29 protein-coding genes are annotated in these 26,936 nt (G+C 33.0%); 25 read left to right on the top strand and 4 right to left on the bottom strand.

All coding sequences use genetic code 11. The annotated features are described in order from the left end of the window. Positions 1-3: 3 nt before the first annotated feature. The gene (locus HGP29_RS09525) at positions 4-1,380 is read right to left on the bottom strand and encodes an RtcB family protein (RefSeq protein ID WP_168882167.1); all 1,377 of its coding nucleotides are present in this window, start codon (positions 1,378-1,380) and stop codon (positions 4-6) included. A gap of 88 nt (positions 1,381-1,468) precedes the next feature. Between HGP29_RS09525 and HGP29_RS09530 the strand changes: the two genes are divergently transcribed. From HGP29_RS09530 to HGP29_RS09540, 3 genes are all read left to right on the top strand, one after another. Continuing rightward, the gene (locus HGP29_RS09530) at positions 1,469-2,506 is read left to right on the top strand and encodes a helix-turn-helix transcriptional regulator (protein WP_168882168.1); all 1,038 of its coding nucleotides are present in this window, start codon (positions 1,469-1,471) and stop codon (positions 2,504-2,506) included. Then, positions 2,494-3,075, top strand: a complete 582-nt coding sequence (locus HGP29_RS09535; RefSeq protein WP_168882169.1) for a Crp/Fnr family transcriptional regulator — start codon at positions 2,494-2,496, stop codon at positions 3,073-3,075. Before HGP29_RS09530 ends, HGP29_RS09535 begins: the two co-directional genes overlap by 13 nt. 64 nt (positions 3,076-3,139) lie before the next feature. Continuing rightward, positions 3,140-3,991 carry an SDR family oxidoreductase gene (locus HGP29_RS09540; protein WP_168882170.1) on the top strand — a complete coding sequence of 284 codons (852 nt, stop codon included), beginning with the start codon at positions 3,140-3,142 and terminating at the stop codon, positions 3,989-3,991. Here the strand turns inward: HGP29_RS09540 and HGP29_RS09545 are convergent. Further along, positions 3,988-5,220, bottom strand: a complete 1,233-nt coding sequence (locus HGP29_RS09545; protein ID WP_168882171.1) for a hypothetical protein — start codon at positions 5,218-5,220, stop codon at positions 3,988-3,990. The genes HGP29_RS09540 and HGP29_RS09545 overlap by 4 nt on opposite strands. 106 nt (positions 5,221-5,326) lie before the next feature. Further along, positions 5,327-5,899 carry a Crp/Fnr family transcriptional regulator gene (locus HGP29_RS09550; protein ID WP_168882172.1) on the bottom strand — a complete coding sequence of 191 codons (573 nt, stop codon included), beginning with the start codon at positions 5,897-5,899 and terminating at the stop codon, positions 5,327-5,329. 81 nt (positions 5,900-5,980) lie between these two features. On the opposite strand from HGP29_RS09550, the gene HGP29_RS09555 reads away from it, so the two are divergent. Further along, on the top strand, positions 5,981-6,673 hold the full coding sequence (locus HGP29_RS09555) for an HAD family hydrolase (RefSeq protein WP_168882173.1): 693 nt from the start codon (positions 5,981-5,983) through the stop codon (positions 6,671-6,673). Positions 6,674-6,720: 47 nt separating this feature from the next. Here the strand turns inward: HGP29_RS09555 and HGP29_RS09560 are convergent, their stop codons facing one another. Next, positions 6,721-7,689 carry a helix-turn-helix domain-containing protein gene (locus HGP29_RS09560; RefSeq protein WP_211093250.1) on the bottom strand — a complete coding sequence of 323 codons (969 nt, stop codon included), beginning with the start codon at positions 7,687-7,689 and terminating at the stop codon, positions 6,721-6,723. 236 nt (positions 7,690-7,925) lie between these two features. Here HGP29_RS09560 and HGP29_RS09565 point away from each other — a divergent pair, with 236 nt between their 5' ends. The 21 genes from HGP29_RS09565 to HGP29_RS09665 all read left to right on the top strand — a co-directional run bounded on the left by HGP29_RS09565 (position 7,926) and on the right by HGP29_RS09665 (position 26,767). Next, positions 7,926-9,167: a C45 family autoproteolytic acyltransferase/hydolase gene (locus tag HGP29_RS09565; RefSeq protein WP_168882175.1), complete on the top strand. Its 1,242-nt coding sequence runs from the start codon at positions 7,926-7,928 to the stop codon at positions 9,165-9,167. 528 nt (positions 9,168-9,695) lie between these two features. Continuing rightward, positions 9,696-10,841 carry a C45 family autoproteolytic acyltransferase/hydolase gene (locus HGP29_RS09570; protein ID WP_168882176.1) on the top strand — a complete coding sequence of 382 codons (1,146 nt, stop codon included), beginning with the start codon at positions 9,696-9,698 and terminating at the stop codon, positions 10,839-10,841. Between the two features lie 97 nt (positions 10,842-10,938). Continuing rightward, positions 10,939-12,039, top strand: a complete 1,101-nt coding sequence (locus tag HGP29_RS09575) for a porin (protein WP_168882177.1) — start codon at positions 10,939-10,941, stop codon at positions 12,037-12,039. 263 nt (positions 12,040-12,302) lie between these two features. Next, positions 12,303-13,316 carry a sensor histidine kinase gene (locus HGP29_RS09580; RefSeq protein ID WP_168882178.1) on the top strand — a complete coding sequence of 338 codons (1,014 nt, stop codon included), beginning with the start codon at positions 12,303-12,305 and terminating at the stop codon, positions 13,314-13,316. 8 nt (positions 13,317-13,324) lie between these two features. Next, a complete protein-coding gene (locus HGP29_RS09585; protein ID WP_168882179.1) occupies positions 13,325-13,732 on the top strand; it encodes a response regulator in 408 nt (135 codons plus the stop codon). A 113-nt stretch (positions 13,733-13,845) separates the two neighbouring features. Next, on the top strand, positions 13,846-14,424 hold the full coding sequence (locus HGP29_RS09590) for a Crp/Fnr family transcriptional regulator (protein ID WP_168882180.1): 579 nt from the start codon (positions 13,846-13,848) through the stop codon (positions 14,422-14,424). Positions 14,425-14,514: 90 nt separating this feature from the next. Then, positions 14,515-15,141 (top strand): hypothetical protein, encoded by a 627-nt coding sequence (locus HGP29_RS09595; RefSeq protein WP_235958290.1) that lies wholly within the window; start codon positions 14,515-14,517, stop codon positions 15,139-15,141. A 102-nt stretch (positions 15,142-15,243) separates the two neighbouring features. Beyond that, positions 15,244-15,816 carry a Crp/Fnr family transcriptional regulator gene (locus tag HGP29_RS09600; RefSeq protein ID WP_168882181.1) on the top strand — a complete coding sequence of 191 codons (573 nt, stop codon included), beginning with the start codon at positions 15,244-15,246 and terminating at the stop codon, positions 15,814-15,816. Between the two features lie 61 nt (positions 15,817-15,877). Beyond that, positions 15,878-16,816, top strand: a complete 939-nt coding sequence (locus HGP29_RS09605) for an NAD(P)-dependent alcohol dehydrogenase (RefSeq protein WP_168882182.1) — start codon at positions 15,878-15,880, stop codon at positions 16,814-16,816. Positions 16,817-17,039: 223 nt separating this feature from the next. Next, the gene (locus HGP29_RS09610; protein WP_211093251.1) at positions 17,040-17,348 is read left to right on the top strand and encodes a hypothetical protein; all 309 of its coding nucleotides are present in this window, start codon (positions 17,040-17,042) and stop codon (positions 17,346-17,348) included. Positions 17,349-17,456: 108 nt separating this feature from the next. Then, on the top strand, positions 17,457-18,503 hold the full coding sequence (locus HGP29_RS09615) for a DUF3626 domain-containing protein (protein WP_168882184.1): 1,047 nt from the start codon (positions 17,457-17,459) through the stop codon (positions 18,501-18,503). A 19-nt stretch (positions 18,504-18,522) separates the two neighbouring features. Continuing rightward, on the top strand, positions 18,523-19,263 hold the full coding sequence (locus HGP29_RS09620) for a helix-turn-helix transcriptional regulator (protein ID WP_168882185.1): 741 nt from the start codon (positions 18,523-18,525) through the stop codon (positions 19,261-19,263). Between the two features lie 46 nt (positions 19,264-19,309). After that, a complete protein-coding gene (locus HGP29_RS09625; RefSeq protein WP_168882186.1) occupies positions 19,310-20,038 on the top strand; it encodes a transglutaminase-like domain-containing protein in 729 nt (242 codons plus the stop codon). Positions 20,039-20,211: 173 nt separating this feature from the next. Next, positions 20,212-21,213, top strand: a complete 1,002-nt coding sequence (locus tag HGP29_RS09630) for a S1 family peptidase (RefSeq protein ID WP_168882187.1) — start codon at positions 20,212-20,214, stop codon at positions 21,211-21,213. Between the two features lie 213 nt (positions 21,214-21,426). Next, the gene (locus tag HGP29_RS09635) at positions 21,427-21,987 is read left to right on the top strand and encodes a hypothetical protein (RefSeq protein WP_168882188.1); all 561 of its coding nucleotides are present in this window, start codon (positions 21,427-21,429) and stop codon (positions 21,985-21,987) included. Between the two features lie 23 nt (positions 21,988-22,010). Beyond that, positions 22,011-22,667, top strand: coding sequence for a class I SAM-dependent methyltransferase (locus tag HGP29_RS09640; protein ID WP_168882189.1), 657 nt, complete (start codon positions 22,011-22,013; stop codon positions 22,665-22,667). A 121-nt stretch (positions 22,668-22,788) separates the two neighbouring features. Further along, positions 22,789-23,625 carry a helix-turn-helix domain-containing protein gene (locus tag HGP29_RS09645; RefSeq protein WP_211093252.1) on the top strand — a complete coding sequence of 279 codons (837 nt, stop codon included), beginning with the start codon at positions 22,789-22,791 and terminating at the stop codon, positions 23,623-23,625. A gap of 85 nt (positions 23,626-23,710) precedes the next feature. Beyond that, positions 23,711-24,118, top strand: a complete 408-nt coding sequence (locus HGP29_RS09650) for a DUF4345 domain-containing protein (RefSeq protein ID WP_168882190.1) — start codon at positions 23,711-23,713, stop codon at positions 24,116-24,118. 20 nt (positions 24,119-24,138) lie between these two features. Further along, a complete protein-coding gene (locus HGP29_RS09655; protein ID WP_168882191.1) occupies positions 24,139-25,062 on the top strand; it encodes an SDR family NAD(P)-dependent oxidoreductase in 924 nt (307 codons plus the stop codon). Positions 25,063-25,210: 148 nt separating this feature from the next. After that, positions 25,211-26,380: a vWA domain-containing protein gene (locus HGP29_RS09660; protein WP_168882192.1), complete on the top strand. Its 1,170-nt coding sequence runs from the start codon at positions 25,211-25,213 to the stop codon at positions 26,378-26,380. Between the two features lie 12 nt (positions 26,381-26,392). After that, on the top strand, positions 26,393-26,767 hold the full coding sequence (locus HGP29_RS09665) for a VOC family protein (protein ID WP_168882193.1): 375 nt from the start codon (positions 26,393-26,395) through the stop codon (positions 26,765-26,767). Positions 26,768-26,936: the final 169 nt, after the last annotated feature.

A 26,936-nucleotide genomic window follows, 5' to 3' on the forward strand; every position in this document is an offset into this window, starting at 1 on the left:
GCCTTATTTTTTCTTTCTCCAAGGGGCATTTTTATTATGATCACCTGCCATAATAGAACCATAAGGTAAAATCTCGTCGACTACTTCACCTAAACCGAACTCTTTCATCTGTTGTCTTACAGTGTCAGCATTCTTATAGGCAGAAGGTAATTCTGAAATATCAATTTCGTTAGAGTAGAATCTAACATCTAACCCTGCAGTTTCATCAGCAAAAATTTCTGCATCAGTTTTATGATCATTATTTTTCTTATGCTGAGTTCTACTCATATTTCTTCCTGCACCATGTGGAGCAAAGCCTAAATTGGTAGCACTTTTTTGTCCTTTCACTACTAATATTGGTGATGCCATGTTCAATGGAATCAACCTTAAATCAGAGTCTTCCGGCATAAAAGAAGGATGTAAAGGTGTAGCTCCTTTCGCATGATAAAAGTGATTACCTTCTTTGAAAACAAAGTTATGCTCATTCCAAAACCTGTCTTTAACATCCAATTGAAGTTTATCTGCAATATCATCATGTATACAAGTATGATTTTGCTTGGTCCAATCTCTCATCACTTGTAAAGCCTTCCAATACTCTTGTCCTTCCTCCGTATCAAAAGGAATCCATGCATTTTGCTTTAAGGTTTTAGGAGAAAGATTCCTTCTAAATTTTTCAGCTACTTTCATCCCTGCCTTAAATAACTTCGCTCCAGGAGCTCTCGAACCATGATGAGTTACTACAACTGTATGTCCAGTAGCTTTTGATATCCCTACATAAAGAAAATGATTTCCATCTCCTTGAGTACCTAGGTGTTTTCTTGCATCATGGATCATAAATCTTTGATTCAAGAATGAATTTCCATTGAAAGCTGCTAATAAATCTGCAGGAAATCTATATTGATCATCTCTACTTCTGCCTCCAGGACCAAAGTGTGTGGCCTCATGAGCTGCATCCAATACTAGCTTGGGATCAACTTTTCCGTAATCTGAAAGCATTAGCGAGCAACATATATCTGCACTGTGCATACCTGGGTGAATAGCATTTTCTGTCACCACTACCCCACCAACTGGGATCGTTCCCTCTGGTCCACTTGGACAAGCATCTGGCATAATGGCTCCATTCACCACTGTAGGTGTCTGCATCACTTTTTGCATTGTATTTAATACTGATGCTACATTCGATTTTTCTAACTCATTATCTGCTTTAATATTGATTGAAAAATCAATAGGCTGATCATGTAAGTCCATTACAGGAGCCGTTTTAAATTGCTCTAAGTAAGTCTTCATTTCATCATCGGTAAGTGAGTTTGCATTGATATGCTCTATCGCTTTCTTAAACCATTTCCCCGGTCTATATCCTAAATCTATTAGTGTATTTCCATTAATCATTTTCTTTTCCATTTGATTGTGTTTTTGATAACAATTCAAAGGTGAAACTCAACTACGCAATGAATTTGCGTAGAAGTAAATATTTTTTAATTTTTGTGATATGGCACAAAATAAGAATGCTTTAATACGTTACAAAACGATAGATAAATGTCTGCAAAACAAGTATAAAGAGTGGACATTAAATGATTTAATAGAAGCTTGCTCTGAAGCGTTGTATGAATATGAGGGAAGAGACATCAACGTAAGTAAACGTAGTGTTCAGCTTGATATTCAAATGATGCGGAGTGATAAATTAGGATACAATGCTCCTATTGTTGTATATAATAAGAAATACTACAAATACGAAGACGACAACTACTCTATCATGAATATCCCTTTAAATGAAAATGATATGAGTATTTTATCGGAAACCGTAGAAATGCTAAAGCAATTCAAAGACTTTTCCTTGTTTTCTGAATTGGGTGGCATCATTCAACGTTTAGAAGACAAAGTCTATTCTGAGAAAACCAATCAACCCTCGATTATTCATCTAGATAAAAATGAAAACTTAAAAGGTCTTCAACATTTAGATATTATCTATCAAGCAATATTAAAGGAGGTAACTTTAGATATAAAGTATCAATCATTCACAGCAAAGAACCCTTCTAAAGTGGTGTTTTTTCCATATATACTGAAAGAATTTAATAACCGGTGGTTTGTCATAGGAAAACGACAAAAAAATAGAGTAATCCTCACTTTCGCATTAGACCGAATTTTGGAAATCGACTACAATCTAAAGGTCGACTATGTAAAAGAAAACTTTGATGGGGATGAATATTACAAAGACACTATTGGGGTAACGGTAATGAACAAAAAGCAACTTCATGATTGCCATCTAAAAGTCAATGCTTTTAATGCTCCCTATGTGATTACCAAACCAATTCACCATTCTCAAAAACTTATCGAAACCTATGATGATGGTAGTGTTGTAGTATCTGTAAGAGTACATCTCAATTATGAGTTTGAACGAATAATATTAGGTTTTGGTGATAGTATGGAGGTACTGAAACCTTGGAGTTTAAAAAGTAGAATAAAACAAAGACATAAAAAGGCCTATCACAATTATCTAAAGGAAGAGGAAGAACAATGCAAAGATTAATAGATAGCATCAAAGCTTATATTACATTAGATCAAGAAGAACTTTCTATTTTAGAAGAGTCTCTATCCATCAAACAGTATACAAAAAAAGAAGTCATTTTTAGCGAGGGCCAAGTAGCCAATGAGCTTTACTTTGTTACTAAAGGCTGTGTACGACTATTTTATAATGTAGAGGGAATCGACAAAACAGCTTTTTTCTATACTGAAGGACAATTTATCTGTGCTGGCGAAAGTTTTACCTTTGGAACGCCTGCTTTGGAAAGTTATCAAGCCATTGAACCTACAGAGTTGATTATTTTTACTAAATCTGATATTGAAAAACTAACTCGCCTAGTTCCAAAAATGGAAGTGATTGCAAGAGTGGCGGTAGAAAATGAATTAATTACAAGTCAGAAAATCATTGCTTCTTTTGTCACCAAATCTGCTAAAGAAAGATATCGTGATTTACTAAATACTCAAAAAGAATTATTCCAAAGAGTTCCACAACAATTTATTGCTTCCTTCTTGGGTGTATCTCCTGAGACCTTAAGTAGAATAAAAGCTAGAGTTCACAAAGAAGACCTTTCTTGACGATCGTCAAGAGAATTCTAATCTGCTGCCTGTACCTTTAAAATATCATTAAATAACAAAGAAAATGAAGCATGTATTAGTAGCAGGTGCAACCGGTTATCTTGGGCAGTACCTTGTCAAAGAACTTAAAAACAAAGGTTTTTGGGTTAGAGTTTTGATCCGCAAAGAAAGTCAAAAAAGCCTTTTTGAACAGGTAGATGATTTTTACGTTGGTGAAATCACAAAACCTGAAAGTATCCAAGACTTAACTCAAAATATTGACTGGGTAATTTCAACGATTGGAATCACCCGTCAGAAAGATGGTCTCACTTATATGGATGTCGATTACCAAGGCAATGCCAACTTATTAGCGTTAGCAAAAAAAGATAAGGTAGAGAAGTTTCAGTACATTTCTGCTCTTAACGGTGACCGATTGAAACATCTAAAAATCTTCGAAGCCAAAGAGAAGTTTGTAGATGAGTTAAAACAATCTGGTTTATCGTATTCCATTGTAAGACCTTGCGGGTTCTTTTCAGACATGAAAGATTTTCTTGATATGGCAAAAAGCGGTAGAGTTTATCTTTTCGGTGACGGAAACTTAAAAATGAATCCGATTCACGGTGAAGACCTTGCAAAAGTATGTTTGCAACTGATACAAGGAGAAAACAAAGAATCCACAGTTGGTGGACCCGATATATTTACTCAAAATGATATTGCTACTTTAGCATTGCAAGCATGGGGTAATCCTATTAAAATCAGTCACCTGCCTGATGCAATAAGAAAACTTACCATCTGGTTATTAAGAACATTTACATCATCAAAAACATATGGCCCATTTGAGTTTTTCTTAACTGCAATGGCCTTAGACAATGTAGCTGATGTGTATGGAGATCATCAACTTGAAATTTACTTTAATAACAATACATATAACAGTTAAATATTCTTTGTAGACCAAAATCGATCCATCTCAATGTGTTCTTTCAATGAATATTGACAGTATTCGATATAAAAAATATTTGATATTATTGAGCTCATTATTCTAGATATTTTAATCCAGTTTTCATAGGATTTTATAGTAATGAAAATTAGAATAAATAATGACATAAAGTATTTAAATAGTGTGAATAATGAAGATCTTGTTAGATCATCAATCAAAGGTTCGTTTCTTGTATTCTCTTCTAAAATATAATCACAAATTTCTTTGAATAGTGTTTTGTTTGTAATAGAATTAATTTGAATAAAATCAAAATATATATCCGAAAAAAATGAAAAAGCTAAAACAAAAGAAGGTAAAAAAGAAAAAACAAAAGTAATAAAATCTTCTTCTTTCTTTGTTTTTATTTTTGAAAAAAGAATTAAAAATTTAGAAGGAAGTAGCTCAATTATTGAATATGTCTCAGATTTTAACTCTTCAATTATTAAATTCAACTGTTTTTCTTGTTTATTTTTTTTATTTAGAAGGTTACTTTTTACTATTGTTACATCATCATTGTTTTGTATTGAATATTTCCGTTTAAAAGAAATTAATTCATGATTTTCAGAATGATTTGATTCTATTTGTTCTATTAAGAATAGTTCTTTTATTATTTCTTTATTATTTCCCCATAAAATATGAGCTTCCTCATCTTGAGGTTTCGCTGTTAAAGGGTATATTAATTGAGTTAAAATATTTTTTTCTTTCAGAATAGTCTTCGAGTACCAAAAATTTAATAGAAGAAAAACAATTGACGAAATAAAAGTAAGGTCCCTTGCTGAAAATGAAATATTAATTATTGGAACTTTAACAGTATCAAACTCTTTAATTTTTTGTGTTTTTAAAATATTTATCTCTTTTTCTTCTTTTGAAATATTGCTTTCATATTTATAATCTGAATATTCACCAATAGAATTTATATTATTCAATGGCTTACCTTGATTTAAAATTTCAAATTTTTGATTAAAGAAATTCTTATTATGATCAGAGAATTTCAATTTTAAAATATTGTTCTCTCTAACTTCTATTCTTATATTATTTCCACTATAAATATGATTAATAACTCCAATAAATATTATCAATGAGAACAAGCTCATTATAATCCAACTCTGTCTTGAATTATTGGATTTTTCATTCAATGTTTTTAAAAGTTCAGATGTTCTATAAGAGAGATCTATTTTTAGCTTAGTCATTGCTATTAAGTTTGTTAATTTATATCATAACGTCCGATCAAACACACATTATAAATATAATTAATACAATCAAAAATTTAAAATTTTATTATAAATCCTATAGTATTTAATAATTAATTCTAACTTTCTTCAATGCTCGATTCAAACTTCTTATTGTCACACCTAAATAAGAAGCCATGTTCTCTTTGGATAATGGTACTTCCTGCTTTGCTTGAAGTTCTAATAGTTTACCTAAACTATGTTCTATTGTATAAAGTTGTTGAAATGATGCTCTACTTGATGTATTGATAATTCTTTCTGCAAAAACATCTAGCAGCAAATTATTCAGAGCAAGATCCGTCTTCACTAATTCTGAAAAGTAATCATAGGCAATTGCATAAACAGAAACATCAGTAATTGCTTGAATGCTACATAGACATTTTATTTTCTTGATAAACTCAATTTCTCCGACGATTTCACCACTACCTAAAAACTCTAAAATATATTCTTTATCATTATCTTCAGTAAAAAAACACTTTGTAATCCCTTCTTTGATGAAAATTACTTTGGTCGGTTTTTCGTCCTGACTAAACAAAAAATCTCCTTTACGATAGTGTTTTACAAGAATCTTATCCTTTCTATTTTCTTGTTCATAGAGACGTTGTATATAGGTTAAAAATGTCTGGTTTTTCCTTAGCATAAATTAGGTGGGACAAATGTCCTTTTATAGATTTTCTCTTCTATTTAATTTTGTATTTTTAAAAAAGATAAACATAAAGAAATGAAAAACAATATTAAAACCATAGCATTTGATGCTGACGATACATTGTGGGTCAATGAGACGTATTTTCAGGAAGCTGAAAAGCAATTTGCAGAATTATTAAAAGATTACCTTCCATTACAAGAAGTCTCTAAGGAGTTATTTCAGACAGAAATCAAAAATTTACCATTATACGGTTATGGAGTAAAGGGATTTATGCTGTGTATGATTGAAACAGCCAATAGAGTATCCAATAACACCATCTCACCTACTGTAATCAATAAAATTTTAGAAATAGGAAACGAGCTTATCCTCCAACCTATCGATGTACTTGATGGAGTAATTACTACTTTAGATGCCTTAAAAGATGATTACAGATTGATTGTAGCTACAAAAGGTGATCTTTTAGACCAAGAACGTAAATTGAAAAACTCAGGATTGGAACATTATTTCCATCACATTGAAATCATGAGTGATAAAAAAGTAATGGATTACCAAAAACTTATTCATCACTTAGATAGCAAACCTGAAGAGTTTTTGATGATTGGTAACTCAGTAAAATCAGATATTCTTCCAGTATTGGAGCTAGGGGGTTATGCAGCACATGTACCATTCCATACAACATGGGCGCATGAAAAGCATGAGGAAGATATACAAAACCCTCACTTCACAAAGTTACAAGCTATCAATGAAATCGTTAGTATTTTAAAATAGATAGCAAAAAAGTCTCTCAATAAGGTAAATCCTCATGAGAGACTTTTTTATTTCTTATCCCTTAAATCAGATGGTGGATATCCATAGTATTTTTTAAATACTTTACTCATATGAGCGATATGGCTAAAGTTTAAATCAAATGCTATTTCCGTCAAGCTTTTATCAGTATAGGTTATCTGCCTAAAAACCTCTTCTACTTTTTGTTGATTATAAAACTGAAGTACTGGCTGATCAAATATGGATTTAAAAATACGATTCAACTTAGAAACACTCATGCCATATTCATCGCTTAGTTCTGTTAAGTTGGGTTGTTCTGAAAAGTCCGATAAATAGGTATTCTTTAGTCGAACCATTGCTTTCAGGTCTTCCGGATGGATATTCGTCTTTAATCTTGTCGACTCGTTTTCCATCTTCTCTATTATTGCCCCCATAATATCTGCAGACTTACTAAAAAATGTAATATGTCTACGTCTTGACGGGTCAACATTGGCCATAATAGTCTTTACATAGTTCTCAATTTCTACATCAAGAGAAAAATATTGCAACCAAGGTGATTTGTCATCAAAAAGAGTTTTGAGTTTAAAATCTGGGTTGGGGGAATTAAAGCTATTGAAAAGATCTAATGAAAAGCGGATCGTTACCCATTGACAGTCAATATTATTAGGAAACTCTAACTCAAACTCCTGACTAGAATTATATATGTATATGCCAAGGTTATTAAAGTTGGTACTCTGTCCTTTTCTATAAAATTCACCAGTACATCCTATACGAACAATGATATAATGCTTTTCCTCATTGGGAGTATATTGAGCAACTATAGGTTTCTTAGAATTGAGGTGAAAGATATCTACAAACATATCTCCTAAGAAGCGTATAGAATTGGCTTTCACCTGACACCAACTATTATTAATATTTAATTCTTCACCATCCCAAGTTCCACCTAACTCTTTGGCAATTATCTCATACCCTTTATGATGGTCTATATCACTGGTTGAAATGATGTACTTATCTTCCATAATCTGCATTTTCTATTTATTCTAATATACAACGCTCCATTATTTTACACATCATTTCATGAAAAAATCAAAAAAAATATGAATTGACGATTTTTGACAACCGCTTAAAGAAAACGTACAAATCATTGCATAGGATAACGACGACATTTGTAATGTAATCAATTGGGAAACACACTTAATCATCTCTTCCTAAACTGTTTACAACAAAATATTTTATCATAAATAAATTCATAAAAATGAAAAACTTAAAAAATTACTTATTCGTTGTTATCGCATTTATCTTTTCTACAAATGTTATCGCTCAAAAAAGCATTACAGAAAATTTATCTGAATTGAATCTAAAAAGTGAATACAAAGGAGGCAAGCTATATGAAGCCAATGGATTTTTAATTCCAGTAATTGAAGGTTCAAATGAGGAAATGGGAGAACAATATGGAGCCTTAATGAAAGAAGAAATGCAAAAAGCATATGACTTCTTAATTCAACCAGAATTGAAAGAAGGTAAACTCGATCAAGAAACGATTCAGTTCTGGGTAAATAGAGCATACGGAACAGGCTCTCTTAGAACTAAACAATTTTATGATGGTGTGGCCAAAGGATCCGGTTGGTCTTTAAATGATGTTGTATTCTTAGATCAAATAATGGAATATGGTATCTATTATGGTAAACTTCATTCATTTGCAGGTTGTACATCTATTGCGGCTTGGGGAGAAAATTCTAAAGATGGAGAAATGTACATCGGTCGTAATATGGACTGGTCTGAAGCCTTTTTAAATTTCCCAACTGTACTTACTGTTAGAAAGCCTAACGATGGATCATACAAAATGGCAACTACAGGATGGCCTGGTATGTTCTGTGCTTTCACTGCAATGAACGAAGAAGGTGTTTATATTGATTTGCATGATGGTACAAGTATGGGTGGTTCTTTAGTATTCTTAGAGAGACCGTCGATCATCAATACTCTAACTGACTTTATGAGTGAGTCGGCTTCATTAGATGCTTTAAAAGCAAAATTCAACGGAATGAATAACAGTACTTCTACCATCTTTACTATTGCTGATAGTAAAAGTGCTGCTTCGATGGAATGTTCTTCATTAAACGGAAATAGAGTGCGCTTACCAAAAGGTGATGCGATTACAGTTGTAAATACTTTCTTAGTAGATGATTGGGGATTAGGTAAGAGAGAAACTGTAAGTAATTCGTTAAGAAGATACTCTAATATGGAAGATCGCTTAGCTGAAAGTAAAGGTAAAGTAGATGCTCAATACACAAGAGACCTAATGGATATTAGAATCTTCAATGAAGATGGTTCTTTCAAAGAAAATGGTGGGTCTACAAAGCCAGCATTACAGGATGCAGACTTAACAGTATACCAAACAGTATTTGATATCCATAATCAAAAGGTTTGGATGAAAGTTCCTGTTCCAGAGTACTTTGCTGACTGGACTGAAATCAACCTAAACGAATTATGGAAATAAAATAAATAGATTGATGGATAGAAGCGGGCCTCGAATTGAGGTCCGTTTTTTTATACTAACTATTTTGTAAAAATAATGATTAACGATAATACACAACTACTTGACGAAAAGGTATAACTAAATCATCTTTTAAAATCGGATATTTGTTGTGTAATAAGGAGAAACAATAGATAAAAACATCTCTAGTTTCATTTAGTATTTGATGATTAATATAATGTTCGAACTTCAATCATTTCCCTTAACTCTACATTGAATTCGGACGATTACAGTGAATCAAATCGTAGTTAAGATTGACTTGAACGGGCCCCTAAAAAGGCCCGTTTTTTTATATCAAAATTTTTAGGCTTTCTCCCTCTTAAAAAAAGAAAAAACACGATGACGATTTTTGACAACCACTTAAAGAAAACGTACAAATCATTGCTTCAAAATACCCCGACATTTGTAATGTACTCAATTGGGGAAGACACTTAATCAACTCTTCCTAAGATCGATACAGAAATATTTTATCAATTTAAAAATTATAATACAATGCAATTAGTAAAAGAATTCAAAGCGGGTAAACTTTATGTAGCAAACAATTTTTTAGTACCAGTATTAGAAGGTTCTAACATTGAAATGGGTGAACAATACGGGGCATTAATGTTGGATGAAATGCAAAAAACATTTGATCTAGTAGTACAACCAGAAATTAACTCGGGACACTTGGACCAAGAAGCGATTGATCTTTGGGTAAATAGAGCATACGGAACTGGTTCTTTAAGAACAAAAGATTTTTATGATGGTGTAGCTCTTGGTACAGGTTGGAGTCTAGAAAATGTAGTTCTTCTAGACCAAATTATGGAATATGGTATCTATAAAGAAAAACTTCACTCTTTTGCGGGTTGTACTTCTATCGTTTCTTATGGAGAACAATCAAAAGATGGCGGAATGTACATCGGACGTAACTTAGACTGGAGTCCTGCTTTTAATAAATTCCCTACCGTATTTACAGTTAGAAAACCTAACGATGGTTCTTACAAAATGGCTACTGCAGGCTGGCCAGGAATGTATTGTGCTTTTACTGCGATGAATGAACATGGAGTATACCTGGATGTTCATGATGGAACAAGCATGGGTGGTTCTTTAGTCTTTTTAGAAAGACCTTCGCTTCTCAACACTTTAACTGATATTTTAAGTGAGTCGAAAACACTAAAAGCAGTAAAAAGTAGATTTAATGGTATGGTCAATAGCCTTTCTATCATCTTTACCTTAGCAGACAAAACAGATGCAGCTTCTGTTGAAGGATCATCTTTTGGTGGCAATAGAGTACGTAATGCAAAAGAAGATACGTTAGTGGTTGCCAATTCATTTTTTAATGAAGATTGGGGACTAGGTTTAAGAGAAACAGTAAGTAACTCTATGAGACGTTTCTCTAATATGACTGATCGCTTGGCTGAACGTCGTGGTGAAGTGGATGCTAAAATCACAAGAGATTTAATGGACCTAAGATTATTTAATGAAGACGGTACATTTAAAGAAAATGGTGGTTGTACTAAACCCGCTTTACAAGATGCTGATCTTACCAACTATCAAACAGTATTTGATATCAATGAGCAAAAGGTGTGGATAAAAATTCCTGTTCCTGAATACTTTGCTGACTGGACTGAGATTGATTTAAAGAAATTGTGGAACTAATCACCCACCCATCCAAAAGTCTCGGTATTCTGAAAATGAATCCGGGACTTTCTTCTCTTATATAAAACTCTTATACATCTATTAATGTCAAACTAGAATGAAGAAGCTGCTTTTCATATGTCTATTTATATTATCTTTTGTTCCTTTTACTTTCGCCTCAGATAATCCCAAAGAAAGTAATTGGAAGAGTTTTCAAGATAGCTTGACCTTAACCTTGGATAGTCGATTAGATTTTAGATCTATCAGTTATCAACAACAAACGGATCAATTGGGCAATGACCAAAGATTTCAGTTTTCTGATTTTAGGATTGGCTTAGAAGGAAAATTTAATCAAAATTTTGGGTTTCAATTTCTCTATTCCCCTAATGATTCTAGAATGGGAATGAATAACCTATCGGATAATATCTTATATGCTAATGTTCATTATACCACACATAATGAAAGATGGCATATAAAAGCAGGTAGAAGTTTTTTAAATGTGGGTACAGTGGAACAATCCTACAACCCTAATGATGTCTATACCTATTCTATTATTGGAAATAAATTAGGTGTTTTTAAAACCGGTATTACTACTGAATACCGTACCAAGAAAGGACAAAGAATAGGACTTCAGATTGTCAATGCTAATGAAGACTCTTTGGGGCATCAACTAAATTTAGAATACAACTTTTATTGGTATGGAACACTTATTAAAGATAGAATCAAAACTTTCTTTAGTTACACAACAATCCATGATAAGACGAATGCTTTTACTTCCACACCTTATGCCGTCAACTTAGGTGTTCGTTGGAAAATGGGGAATTGGTTATTGGACACCGATTATGCTTTTGTACAGAACATGCCCAATTTTCGGGACAATACTATGTACCAGTCAATACCCATTCGTTTCATGTATAATGGTAAGAAATTTAAACCTTCTATAAAATACATTTATGACCACGTACACTTTCTAGATGGATTAAATCCCGAAAATAGTTTAGGTGAAATGAGCGTTTTAAATACAAACCGTATCCATACTTTAGAAGTTGCTTTACAGTATTATCCATTTCCAGATAGGAATCTAAGATTTCATCTTGTAGGTAGTTACGCTTCTGATACCTATCAATATAAACATGTTACCAATAGTGAATTTTTCAATTCAAAATTTACTGTTTCTGCAGGAGTAAGAATAGGTTTTGATGTGCTAAAAGGGCGATAAATAATAGTACATTTTCCATGAAAAATATAAGGTAGTCTTTCTGATTCAGAATTTCATAAGTAAAAGTTTTGAATTTTTCCTCCTAATTATTTTAATGTGAACACCCGATTTAATTACTATTAATTAAAATATTATTAACTGATATCCCATATTCATCCTTTTAAAAACTAATACTATTTTCTTTCCCTTCTATCTCTGATTATTCAGCTATTTCCAAAAGCAATAATTAGCATAGAAAAAAATAGTAATATTGCTGTACTATAATGATTCGTTTGCTTAAAAGACCTGTTTACCTGAGCACTATTTTAATTATTCTTATTTTTATAATAGACCTTATTATACCATTAGGAGTAGCTGTAGGTGTTCTTTATGTATGTTGTATTGCCCTTTTAATTAGAGTAGACACTGCTACCACTTTAAAACTTGCTCTATTATCCACTTTTTTAACTGCAGTTATTCCAATTTTGACGATTGACTCCCATACTACATGGATGGCTTTTGTTAATCGAGGGATTTCTATTGCGTCCATTTGGGTACTTTATTTTATTGTTATCAAACACAAAAAGTTAAATGACATAAAAAAAGTCTATACCAATAAGCTAATTCATAAAAACAAAGAACAAGAACAGTTTATATATATTGCAAGCCATGATCTCCAAGAACCACTAAATACGGTGATGAGTTTTTCTAATGTATTGAATGATAAATATTATGATGTTTTAGATGAGCGGGGACGAAAATGTCTCACCTATGTTCACCAAGCTAGTGCAAGAATGAGTGCTTTGGTAAAAGCTCTTTTAGATTATGGTCGCTTAGGTAAAAATAGAGAAAAAGAGGAGATCGATTGTAATGTGATGTTAAATGATATTATTATGGATCTTGATGAGAGAATTCAAACATCACATGCTAAAATCACAATTGGTGAACTCCCTATTATTAATGGATATAAGAATGAGTTAAGAATGCTCTTTCAGAATTTACTGACCAATGCCATCAAATTTAGAAGAGAAGGGCATCCACCTCAAATCACTATTAGTGCACAAAAAGAAGATAAATCTTGGACCTTCTATGTACAAGATAATGGTATTGGTATCGCAGAAGAACATAAACAAAAGGTATTCACCATTTTCCAACGCTTACATACAACTAGTGAGTATGAAGGAACAGGTATTGGTTTAGCCCATTGCAATAAAATTATCGATTTACACCATGGAAAATTATGGTTAGAATCTGAATTAAATAAAGGAAGTACATTTTACTTTAACTTACCCATATAATTAATACCATGACAGAACAACCAAAAAACATACTACTTGTTGACGACGACGAGGCAACTAATTTCCTTAACGAAATGATCTTGGATGAAATGGGTTGTGCCAAAAGTATACACATTGCTACTGATGGGCAAAAAGCCCTTAATCATTTAAATGCTCATTTTAATGATGTAGATCTCATTATGCTAGATATCAATATGCCTAGAATGAATGGGTGGGAGTTTCTAGAAAAATACAAAAGCTTGGATAAAAGCCATAGAGCTAAGATTGTCATTATTATGGTTACTACCTCGTTTAACCACGACGATAAGGAAAAAGCTGAAAACATGGCGGAAATTAGTGGCTTTTTGAATAAACCTTTAACCAAAGAAAAGATGAGTGCTCTATTAGAACATTATTTTGATGATCAGGAGGTTTAATCTTAAAGATTGTAGAAATAATCATTGTTCTACTACCTATCAGTGGATGAACTATAGTAACTTTAATAACAATATCTATTTTTCAATCCTAATAACTAGGTACGAAGCTTACAATGAACCTTGACAACTTTAAAATTCAAATAAGAAAAATCACTGATTTCTCAGAAGATGAATGTGCGTTATTTACTCCTCATCTGAAGAAAAAAACACTAAAAAAAGGAGAATATCTTTTACAAGTAGATCAACCCGTAAATGAAATCGCTTTTATAGAAAAAGGTGTTTTACGTCTTTATTATCAATCACAAGATGGTAAAGAAGTGAATAACCATTTTTTCTTAGAGAATGACTATGCTGTATCCTACTTAGATTTATTGAAAGGTCGTCCAAGCAGATACAATATTCAAGCATTAGAAGATTGTGAACTAATTACATTCGAGGTTCAAACGTTGACAAATGCTTATGATCAATCAAAAAACTGGGAACGCTTTGGGAGAATCATTGCTGAAAGTGTCTATGCTATTGCTACCAATAGATTCGAATCTTTCTTATTTCTATCTGCAAAAGAACGGTACTTACAAATGCTACAAGATTACCCTTTTTTTATTGAACAAATTCCACTTTATCATTTAGCTTCTTATTTAGGTATTGAAAGAGAGAGTCTTAGTCGAATAAGAAAAGAAATTACTCTTTAAAGTATGATTGTAACATACATCAATTTTTAAGACATCACATGAAAATACTTTTATGGTATAATAATTATTCATCTTAAAAATGTATTTACAATGAGACATCACTTCTCTCTTCTTATGGTCCTTACAACTTTATTCATATCATGTGGTACTTCTAGCAAAATCATTGTCCCTTTAAATGAAACATTGCCTTCGACTAATGATAACTACACGATTGTGTGGGTAGGAAAAGGGAAAGCTTTTACTTTCCAAGATGGTAAGTACATAAGAAATGCAGCAAATGACTATGCTTTTGAGGTAGTACAAAGAAGATATACGAATACTTGGAAGTCAATAAAAAATATGCACCGAGTACATCCCAACTACGATGGAAAAGCAGGAGAAAGAGAACAGACAATGTTTTTTGAAATCGATTACCATAAAGAAGGAAGTCAGATTAGGTCTGAAATACATTCTTCTTTAGGTAATGGAAAAGGACATTCTGATCATGAATTTAGAGAACAGAAAATACAATTCGAAGCTGAAGGAATAAGTTATTTTGCCCCTTATAATACCTACCGTATTACTCAGCACTATAATTATGAGGAAGGGGTATTGACTGAGACTGTAGAATTGTTCAAACTAGAAAATGATATAGAAATACCTTTTGCGAAAATAGAAGAAAAAGCATTGATATTTATACCTACCCAATTGGCAAAAGCTCCAACATTATTTGAATAAATAACCAGGGAAGATTCTTACTAAAAAAATAGCTTGAAAAGTAAAGACATATGGATTCAATAACTTTTCAAGCTATTTTTGTGTAGAGATCACTACTAACAAATGGAAGAACTAAAAAAATCTATCATCAAAACATACAGTATTCCCGAGGCAATAGTCGATGACTTTATTTCGTATTGGGAGACCATTTCTATTCCCAAGGGAACTATTTTATCAGAACCTGATAGAACTGATAAGTATTTATATTTTACCCTATCAGGGTATCAAAAAGCTTACTATGTAGTAGATGGTAAACAATGTATTATTTCATTTACACAACCCAACCATTTCACTTGTGCTCCAGAATCTTTTCTCACTAATAAACCTTCGAAATATTACTTTGAATGCATTACCGATAGTGTATTCTATCGACTCTCCTATCGAGATTTTATACTCAATACAGAGAAACATCAACATATACAACGATTTTTCATGGAAGCATTAATGGGTTTAGTTAATAATATAACTGATCGATTTATCAAACAAACTTCGTTAACTATAGAAGAGAAGTACAAAGATTTTATGAATAAGAATGCTCAACTAATACATCATATTCCACAAAAAGATATTGCCAATTTTCTAAGTATCAATCCTACTAACTTCTCGAAACTCATAAATAAAGTACCCATACAATAGTTGGTATAGACCAAGAACTATACTTCCCATTTACTCTACATTTGAAAAAAAATCAAGAGTAATGAAACAAGTTGTATATAATCAGTACGGAAACAGTGATGTGCTAAAAGTAGAGCACAAAGACAGACCTGCTTTAAAGAGGAGAAACTCGATGCTTATTAAAGTCTCCTACTCTTCTTTAAATGCCATTGACTGGAAAAATAGAAAAGGTCACTTCAAACTATTTACGGGCTTATTTAAACCTAAAACAAAACAGGGGTTTGATGTTGTAGGTATTATTGAAGACAAATCTAAGGATGTCTCTGAATTTTCTATTGGAGACCAAGTGATCGGGCAACTTGGTAATTTTGATGGAGGTGCTTTAAGCGAATACCTTGTCGTTAATACAAAAGAGTTTGTGAAGATTCCAAAGGGAATACAATTAAATCAAGCCGCGGGAATTCCTATGGCAGGTACCACTGCCTGGATGGCATTGATGGAACTAGGAAATCTTAAAAAAGGAGATAAAGTCCTGATCAATGGCGGAAGTAGTGGAGTGGGACATTTTGCAATCCAAATCGCAAAAGCATATGGTGCACATGTAACTAGTGTCTCAAGTAGTAAAAATTTGACATTTTGTACTCAGATGGGTGCAGATACTGTAATCAGTTACCAAGAAGAAAACTTTCTAGATAAAGAGGCTCAATTTGATATCATCTTCGATGTAGTGTTCAATTCATCTTACAAAAAAACAAAACATTTACTAGGAACCAATGGCATTTATATCGGCACTACTCCTTCCAAAACAATGGTATTTGAGCTATTGCGATATCAAAAGGCAAAGTTTGTTGCAGTACAACCAAACAAAAACGCCCTACAAAGCCTGATACATCTTATGGAGGAAAATAAACTAAAAGTAAACATAGATAAAGAATACTTGCTCGATGATATTATCCCTGCTCATCAGTATTTAGAGAAATCTAGAACTAAGGGAAAAGTAATCATAAAAATTGCAAAATAGTACTATAAATCAGTGTGCTTACTTGGAGAAACTTGACCAAAGTTTGGTATATTTACTATAACAATTTTAACGGTTTATAAGTTAATACCGTAATCTTGCTTTTAACCGTTAGAATTGTTACTCTACTTAAGCAAACTATACTATTCTTATGAAACTTTATACCTATTGTTCAAACTGTAAAGCTGAAATCAATTTCTCGGCATCCGTAAAAAAACGATCCGATTTGACAAAGAAATTTGAAACACAAAATTCAAATTCTATCATTTTAAGCTGCAATTGCTGTAAAACACAATCGATTAATACCATTGATTCCATTAAAGCAGAAGTCAATCAGAAAATCATTGGTTTTTCGACCATTTTCTTTGCTATAGCAGCTATTATCCTCTCTGTGTACATCTTTACATTGGCAGTAAAGTTCTTAAATATTTATACGGTAGGCGGATTAGTTTCTGTGATTAGCATTCCATATCTAATTTGTCATGCAATTAAAAACTATCTCCAAAATAAAGTAATGGATTTTAATTTTTCATAATTGATTTAAGCGATAATCATTGAGCATGATGAGTTACTCTTTTCTTTCGGGAAAAAGTAATATCTTTATTTGAGATGAACTTTTAGGAAACAAAAGGAACTTCTTGTCATGCTCACATCAAGTCAACTACAGGCGATAGAAAATGTATCAAAGACAGCTTTAATGATGAAAGAAAAATCACAAGAGCTGATTGATATGATTCTATATCAATCCAATATTGATATGGATCTCTATGTCCAATTTTATGCAAACCTTATAAAAAATGCGCCGGTAGCACTTCATTTTCATCCTGATCGAATAAGCAATCAAGGAAATACCATTACAGAAGGTTTACTGTCATCAGGTGTCTATAAAAATCAATTTGAGACCAATATATCTTCAGGTAGTGTTTCCGCACATCTTGGTGGATTACGTAATGAATGGGAAGACGATATTTTTAAAGGAGCATATACTCATTCCGAACCAAAAGAACGAGCTAAATATGGTGCACTTCATCTAACCCACTCTGAAAGTGGTCCTGCCCCTAGATTCGGCTCTTGTTACTTTGTACTTCATCCGGAGGTAAATCAAAGAACTACTTTTACTTACGGAGATACCTATGCTTCTCCTAAAGAAGTAGGGACAATACAACATATTGAACCAATTATTTCAGCACTTTTCAATGACTTATCTACTAGAGAAAGTGCTTTGGGAGAAAATAATATTACCACTTTGGAGTTTATTACACTCATTAATCAGATATACCTCAACACTATTAATCAAAAATCGTTGAGGCCGTTTTCTCAGAACCTAGATTTCTATATTGAAGCACAAATTCATGGAGAAATTTCATTGGAAAAAGATGTCTCAGAACTAATTGTAGATTATTCATTTTTCAATACTAAAGTAGGTAATACATTGATGGCATTGAGTCAAAAATATAAGATTCAGCTACATTGGAACTCCGGTTTAGAGTTAGGAGTAGACGAATTTCCGAATAATTTCAGAGGCCCAGAAGTACCTAAATTTGCTAAACAATTTGGCCATAATGGTAAACTAAATCCATTTTTACTGGGCAAGGCTGCACTAGAAATAGGCAACGAATATGAAGAATTGCAAATGCTCAAGTACTTATGGCATTGCTTGGTGAAGTTTGGTAGACCTATACAAAAATAATTCACCTAAGTGCTGATAAATGATAAATCACATACAAGTTGAAAAGGATTTTGGTTGGTTCATTGGAAGTTTTGATAATAATCAATTCCATAAGCATTATGCTCTTCAGATAAGTATTCCACTCACTGGAACTATCACCATAAATACACCAATTCATCATCTTACCACGCAGAAAGCCATTATTATAAAATCCAATATTAAACATCAGGTATTATCTAAGTCTGATCATTTCATATTACTTATTAACCCTGTCTCAGCATTAGGGCATTTCTGGAATCGTTTCCTTAAGAAGGACATACAAGAAATCAATACTACAATCATTGATCAGCTCATTTCTATTCTTCATCACAAAACATCTTTTCCAGACTTTATAGAACAAGTCAATTCTACTATTCAAGCAATGGAGTGCAATTGTAAAACAGCACTTCATGATGGTGATCTAAGAATAAGCAACGCTTTAGATTACCTTTATGAACATGCTGATAGAATCGTTTCTCTAGAAGAAATTGCTAATTACTCTCACCTATCTGAGAGTCGATTTATTCACCTTTTCAAAGAAAATACAGGTATTACCTACAGGAGAGCCCAATTATGGAATAAAATATTAGTAGGAATGCCTTTGATAGGAACTAAAACATTTACTGAAATTGCTCATCAAACCGGTTTTTCGGATAGTGCTCACTTTAGTAGAGTATTTAAAGAAAACTTTGGTTTTAGTCCTCGAGACTTTCTTCATTTCAGCCAGTTTATTCAAGTTTAATGCGGTCTGAATACTGACTTTTGTTTCATCATCAAACAATAATACAATGGAACAAAAATTAGATCTAAATCCTACGTTCAATCATCTTCTAGTCGCTTCTAAAATATTAGATTTTAAGGCTGAATCATTGGAAACACTCACCGAAGAAAGAGGTTGGAGAAACCTATCTGATATGGAAAAAATCAAGGAAATATACAATTTCGTTAAAGATGAAATTGCTTTTGGTTATAACTCTAGCGATGATATCAGTGCTTCTCAAGTATTAAAAGATGGGTATGGGCAATGCAATACCAAAGCTAATCTTTTTATGGCTCTGCTGAGAGGTGTAGGTATTCCGAATAGAATTCATGGATTTACGATTCATAAAGCTTTACAGAAAGGGGCCATTACTGGAATATGGTACAAAATGTCGCCAGCTTTTATATTACATAGCTGGGTTGAAGTACTCTTCCAAAATGAATGGTATAATCTAGAAGGACTTATTCTAGACCAAAAGTACCTCAACGCATTACAAAATAAATTTCAGGATTGCAAAGAGACCTTTTGTGGCTATGGTGCTTACACTGATCAATTTCAATCTCCGCAAATTGAATGGAACATGAATGACACCTACATTCAGAAAAAAGGAATTCACCATGACTTTGGTTTATATAATACCCCTGATGAATTTTATAAATCACATCAACAAGAACTTGGGGTCATAAAAAGATGGATATACAGATATTTCATTAGACACCTAATGAATAATAATGTCGATAAAATAAGAAAGGGCTAGAGGAATAGAACCCCTCAAAACACTCACTATTAATACATTATATCTTATAAATAAAAAATAGCACAATCAACCGATTTATTGATTTTTTACTTTCTGATACAATTGATCGGTTGGGTTGTTGCGTATATTTAGAAGTTAAAACCTAATTACTCTCTATTCAAAAGTTAAAACCTATGAATAAAAAAACACTCCTATTTTCTTTATTGTTTGCTACTATTATTATTTCCTGTAATAATGATGAAGTCGAAACCTCAAATGATAGTGATGAAGTTTCAACCTTTGGAATACGACATGATAAAGATTTATCAGATTATGAAAATGTAGCTAAAAGCAATGATACCAGTTTACCAAATTTTGATGCCGTTGTTAATTTCAGTTATAGCTTAGACGGAAGCAGTAACGAAGATTATACCGCTTCAGGAACATTGATTGATACAGAATGGGTATTAACAGCAGGACATAATTTTTATGATGCAAATGAGCAGAGTTCTCCCGCTCCCCTAGAAGGCATTAAGGTTAAAATAGGGAATGATCCGAATAACCCCGATGCAGTTTATTCAGTAACAGAAATGATTCTGCATCCTACATGGTTAGCAGGAAACCAAGAATACAGTCATGCTAATGACTTATGCCTGATAAAACTCTCCTCACCCGTTCAAAATATCACTCCTGTACTCCTCTTTGATGATGGTACCGAAAGCTTAGAAAGTACAGTTTGGTTCTGTGGCTTTGGTGATTACTCTGAACAAGCAGGCCAAGATAAAAACTCGGACTCCAAGAAACATGCAATGAGTAATACATTAGACCGCAAAGTCGATGGATTTCAGACTTCATTAAACGGTACTACCTACACTGGAGGTATTTTAGCTTTTGACTTCGACAACCCCAATGGTACTATCAACTCCTTAGGTGATGATCATATTGGAGGTTTTGAAGACCAACTTGGAACAGGAGCTAGTAGTGCATCCGCCTTAGATTATGAGGGAGCTACTGTTAAAGGGGATAGTGGAGGACCTTTATTTGTCAAAGACAATGGCGTATGGAAACTTGCTGGCGTTTTAGCGGGTGGTGTCACTAACCCTATTCCCAACCACACCGACGGTGATTATGGAGACATCAGTATATTTATAAGAGTTTCTTCTTCATACGACTGGATATTATCGAATATGGAGTAAGGTCACTTGTGAAAAATTATTATATGTCATCAACTACTTCAATTAATAAGAAGTGGTTGGTGACATTTTTCTTTCATCGTAAGGATTTCAACCAAAATAATTGTCCAATAATTTCAATTCTAAAAAAAATAGTGACAATATTATACTTAAGTTCTCATCAACAACATGTTGTAAATTAAAATAACTCAATACGCAAAAAACTAACTTCATCTTATGTACAATCAATCTATTAAATACCACCTGGATAAATTTTACGGCGATAATCCCGAATTTGGAGAAGATGGTGGAATTCATGAAAAATGGGCATGGCTAGAATTTGGCTTTTTTAAGATCCCATTTCCCAATTTTAAATCGAGAAGTGATATCATATATCTTCACGACGTTAATCATATTATTAATGATTATGATACCACTTGGAAAGGAGAAGTCTCTGTGTCTGCATGGGAAATTTCAACTGGAATGGGGCGATTTCTTACTGGTTGGTTGTTTGCCTCTTTCGCTTTTGGTTTTGGTATTCTGATCTACCCTAAGTCAGTTTATCAAGCTTTTATGAAAGGAAGAATTACAAAAAGTCTATTCAAAATGGAGATTCCAAAAGAAGAACTATTGAACATGTCTCTGAAAGAAGTAAAGCAAATTACAAACCACGAAGAGAAAGTGAATTATCAACCAACAACAAGTGATAAACTTAGGTTTGTACTTGCTGGAAGTTTAAGTTGTTTATTCTTCCTTTCCCCTTTTATTTTTTCAGTCCTATTACTTATCACACTATAAACCTTATAACACATCTCTAACTTATGGAAAGAAAATTAACAGAAGAAGAACTAAAAGAATTAGAAGCCCAACTCAGTTGTCCAGAAGGTGACAATGGTATTGAAGTGGGTAACTTGATGAACGAATCGAATATTCCAATGACTAAAAGTTCGATCCGCGAACTTGACATACAAGATGAAAATACTGTTTTAGAATTAGGTCATGGTAACTGTGGGCATCTTAATTTAATTATTGATGCCGCTGAGGATGTTTATTACTTTGGTTTGGAAGTATCAAAAACCATGTGGATTGAGGCCCAAAGGATAAATATCACCAAACAAGCAGAGTTTAGACTTTACGATGGGAAGTATATACCATTTCCAGAAAATCATTTTGATAGAGTATTAAGTGTTAACTCCATCTATTTCTGGGAAGAACCCTTAGCTGTTTTAGAAAGTATAGAAAATAGCTTAAAAGTGGGTGGACAATTTATCTTAACTTTTGCACATCGATCTTTCATGAAAAAATTACCTTTTGTAGGAGATAAGTTTACACTCTATGAAGTGAAAGACATTCAAGAACTAATTAAGCCTTTAAACTTAGTCATTACCGAAGTAACGAAAGAATCGGATGAGGTAAAAAATAAAAGTGGAGAAAAAGTATTACGAACATACTCTATTGTGAAAATGGTCAAAATGTAATCTCTGTGATACAAAAAACTTATCCTCTATTGACAAACACATTCTTTTATATCTAAATTGTATTGATTTTGACATCCAATTCATATCATAACTCTTAGTTTAAATTAACAGCATTACGAACATGGAATTCAAAGAAAAGGCAATTAAATACAAAGATCGTATTGTTTTTATGAAGCTTTCTATGCCTTCTTTCGATCGTACATTAAAGCAATTTGTAGAAGACGAAGCCTGCTTTATGTTTGTCAATAGAGGAGCTGTTGCTGTTCGCTCACCTGAGGAATACCTGACTTTAAATAAAGATCAGGCTATGATTGCAAAATGTCTTAATTACTTTTTTGAACCTGTCAAAGATCAGTCGAAGTGTACAGACGGTATCGAATCTGTAGGCATTTTTCTATACCCTTCCCTAATTAAAGATCTTTTTGAATTTGATGTATCCTCTTCTCAACATAAAGTAGATTACAATATTAAACAAGTTCAAGTTGATTTGCTATTAGACAACTTCAGACAGAGTATAGACATCCTATTAGAGAACCCTGATTTAGCAGACGAAGGGATCATAAAAACTAAACTAAAAGAGTTTATCCAATTAATATATAAATCACAAAATGCTCCTTCTGAATTAGACTTTCTATCTGCTCTTTTTCAACCCAACGATATTGATTTTAAGAAGGTCATTCAACAAAACCTCTACGCCAATCTTTCCCTTGATGAATTGGCTTTATTAACCCACTTGAGTATTTCCTCTTTCAAAAGAAAATTTAAGGAAGTATTTAACGAAAGCCCTAAGAAATATATCAATAGAAAAAAAGTAGAAAGGGCGGCTGAACTACTGAAGTCTACAAAAGAGAGAATTTCTGATATTGCGTATGATGTTGGGTTTGATTCTTTAGCTACGTTTAATAGAAACTTTACTGCAGAACTAGGGCAATCTCCATCAGAATTTCGAATGAACTAAAATGAGAAGTTCTTGAACTAAACTGTAAAAAGATCCTTTGAATTTTCAGAGACATTTGTTGTGTACTAATTAATAAAACAAAGTCATGAAAAATTCAAAGACGTTAAAAGTATACTTACTACTCTCTGGTATATTACTCTCTATCATTGGAGCACTCACTTCTTTCAATCCTATCGAGATCAAAGCAAATGAAGGAATTATTTTAGCTGGAAATCCTAGTGCTTTAAATGATGTTCGATCATTTGGTATGTTACTGATTGCTACAGCCTTTTTTAGTAGCATTGGAGTTTTCAAAGAGTCCATTAGAAAACCAGCCATTATCTCTGTTTTCACTCTCTTCTTATCCTTAGGCCTAGGCCGTGTTTTAAGTATTGCATTAGATGGTTTCCCTTCCGATGGAATAGTAAAAGCGACAGTGCTCGAACTTGTATTAGGTATTATCGGAGTAACACTTTTCAGTGTTTATAAAAATAAATCAACATCTACTCATTAATTATCAAAAGCTCTAGAACGATGAATAAAACAATTATGATCACCGGTGCTAATTCTGGTATTGGAAAAGAAACCGCAAGACAATTAGCCTTACTCCAAGAAACTGAAAAAATCTATCTGGCATGTAGAAGTATAGTTAAAGCCGAAGTAGCAAAAAAAGAACTGATCGAAAGTACAGGAAGAGATATATTTGAAATCATCATTATGGATGTTTCCCAACCAGAAACCGTCAGAAAAGCGATTCAAGAATTTAATGGTACTGTAGATGCATTAATAGAGAATGCAGGTGGAACTGGAGGTAAAACCCCAGAAAGGTTAACCAAAGATGGAGTAACCGAACTCACAGCCAGCAACTTACTAGGTCATGTCGTATTAGTCGATGAATTACTAAAGGCCAACAAATTAAATAACGTGGTCCTTTTTGCCAGTTCAGAGGCTGCCAGAGGGATTAAGAAAATGGGTATGCTACGCCCTAACTTAGAAACATCAAGTACAGAAGAGTTTATCTCTGTATTTAATGGCAGTAAGTTTGGAAACAACTTTGATGCTTTTCAAATCTATGGCTGGATAAAATATGGAGGATCACTATGGATTTCTTCAATGGCAAGAAAACACCCTAACATCAAGTTTCTAAGTATGAGTCCAGGGGCTACTAGAGGAACAGGTGGAATGGATGATCTGAGCTTTATTAAGAGAATATTCCTAAAACATATCGGGATGAAATTCATTATGCCGATGCTAGGGTTATCCCATTCATTAGAAAGTGGTGCACAAAGGTTTGTTGAAGGTATAAATAATCCTTTCTACAAAAGTGGTAAATTCTATGCCAGTAAGAAAAACGTATTAACTGGTAAAATGATTGACCAAGGTACTATTTGGAGTGATTTAGATAACTCTAAGTTCCAAGAAAATGCTGATAATGCTATCCATAGTTTTATAGCATAAATTACTTATTATCAATGAAACTGAGGGTTTAGAAGTAGCATTCTAAGCCCTTTTTTAATAACCTAAGCTTAATATTAGAAATACTTGTTCGGTATAACCTTTGATTACTATTTTTACATAAAGCAAACCAAAAACTAATTAAAGTAACATGCAATCAACAAGTATTTTTAAACAATTAAAAAGCGTACTTCTATTCTCTCTTTGTCTACTTTGTTTCTCTTGTGGAGAAGGTAGTTATGACATTGGATCTGATGACTTCAGCGAATCTGCAGAAGATAGTGGCGGAAGTACAGGAGGGCCACAATCTGGGTTAGTGACTGCTGGAGAATGGAATGATTTATCGAATTGGGAATTTTGGAACGACCTTCTTCAGGAAGATGAATTTTCTATTGCAGCGGCTCAATGGAATATTAACACCAATAACCGTTTCTCGTTCTTAGTTACCAACAATTCTACCCCTGTTATCAATGCTAAAATAGAATTGTTGAAGGATGACACAATACTCTGGACTTCCAAAACGGATAATCATGGATATGCAGAAGTATGGCTCGGGGCCTATGAGTATCAATACCAATCAACATTTAATAGTTTTTCGATAAAAGTAAATGATGAGTTGCTATCCCATCAACTGATTCCATTTGACGAAGGGGCCAATGAAATAAATATCACATCTGAAAGTAGTGATTTAAATAGAGTGGAGATTTCATTTATAGTAGATGCTACAGGTTCAATGGACGATGAATTGGAATTTTTAAAAGAAGACCTAAAAAGTGTTATTGAAAATGTAATGCAAAGCAACTCGACTCTGGATATCTATACTTCAACCGTTTTTTACAGAGATGAAGGAGAAGAATATGTTACCAGAAAATCCGATTTCACCAATCAACTTTCGGAAACGATAGCGTTTATCACTCAACAAGAAGCTGACGGAGGGGGCGATTTCCCTGAGGCTGTTCATACCGCCTTGGATCTTAGTATTAACGAATTACAATGGTCAGAAAATGCTAAAACGAGAATTGCTTTTTTACTTCTTGATGCACCTCCACATGAAAACTCACAAATCCTTGACGATATAAAAAATACTATACAAGAAGCTTCTAGAAAAGGGATAAAGATTATTCCCATTGCAGCAAGTGGTATCGATAAACCCACAGAATTTCTTTTACGATATATGGCAATTCTTACTAATGGAACTTATGTGTTTATCACCAACGATAGTGGTATTGGCAATGATCATTTGATACCAAGTGTGGGTCAGTACGACGTAGAATACCTAAACGAATTAATGATACGTCTAATCAATGAATATACAGAATAAATATATTTTTCAATGAACTTAAATCAGATTACAATTCCATCTTCGGACTTGTCTGTTTCAATCCCATTTTACCAAAAATTGGGATTGAAACTTATCGTAGATGCTCCACCTCATTATGCAAGGTTCGAAAGTCCAGAAGGTAGCACCACCTTTTCCATTCATTTAGTCGATCAACTACCACAAGGTGATGGTGTTTGGGTCTATTTTGAAAGTGAAAACTTAGATGAAAAAGTAGAAGAGTTTCTCGCTAAAGGGTTCGTTTTTGAGGAAATGCCTAATGACAAATCTTGGTTATGGAGAGAAGCAAGACTAAAAGATCCGGACGGCAACCAATTGATTCTATACTTTGCTGGGGAAAACCGATTAAACCCACCTTGGAGAGTATAATCCATGAATTTAATTCACTAAAACCTATTATTAAACAATTTATTTTTTCACCTATTTACCCTTCCTTTTGTCATGATAGCCATGTGACAAAATCTTACAATCTCTATTTTCTTCTCTCTTGAAAGAGTATATAACACTCAAAACACGTTATAGACTACTAACGGTTTTG

The sequence above is a fragment of the Flammeovirga agarivorans genome (assembly GCF_012641475.1).
Taxonomy (GTDB): Bacteria; Bacteroidota; Bacteroidia; order Cytophagales; family Flammeovirgaceae; genus Flammeovirga; species Flammeovirga agarivorans.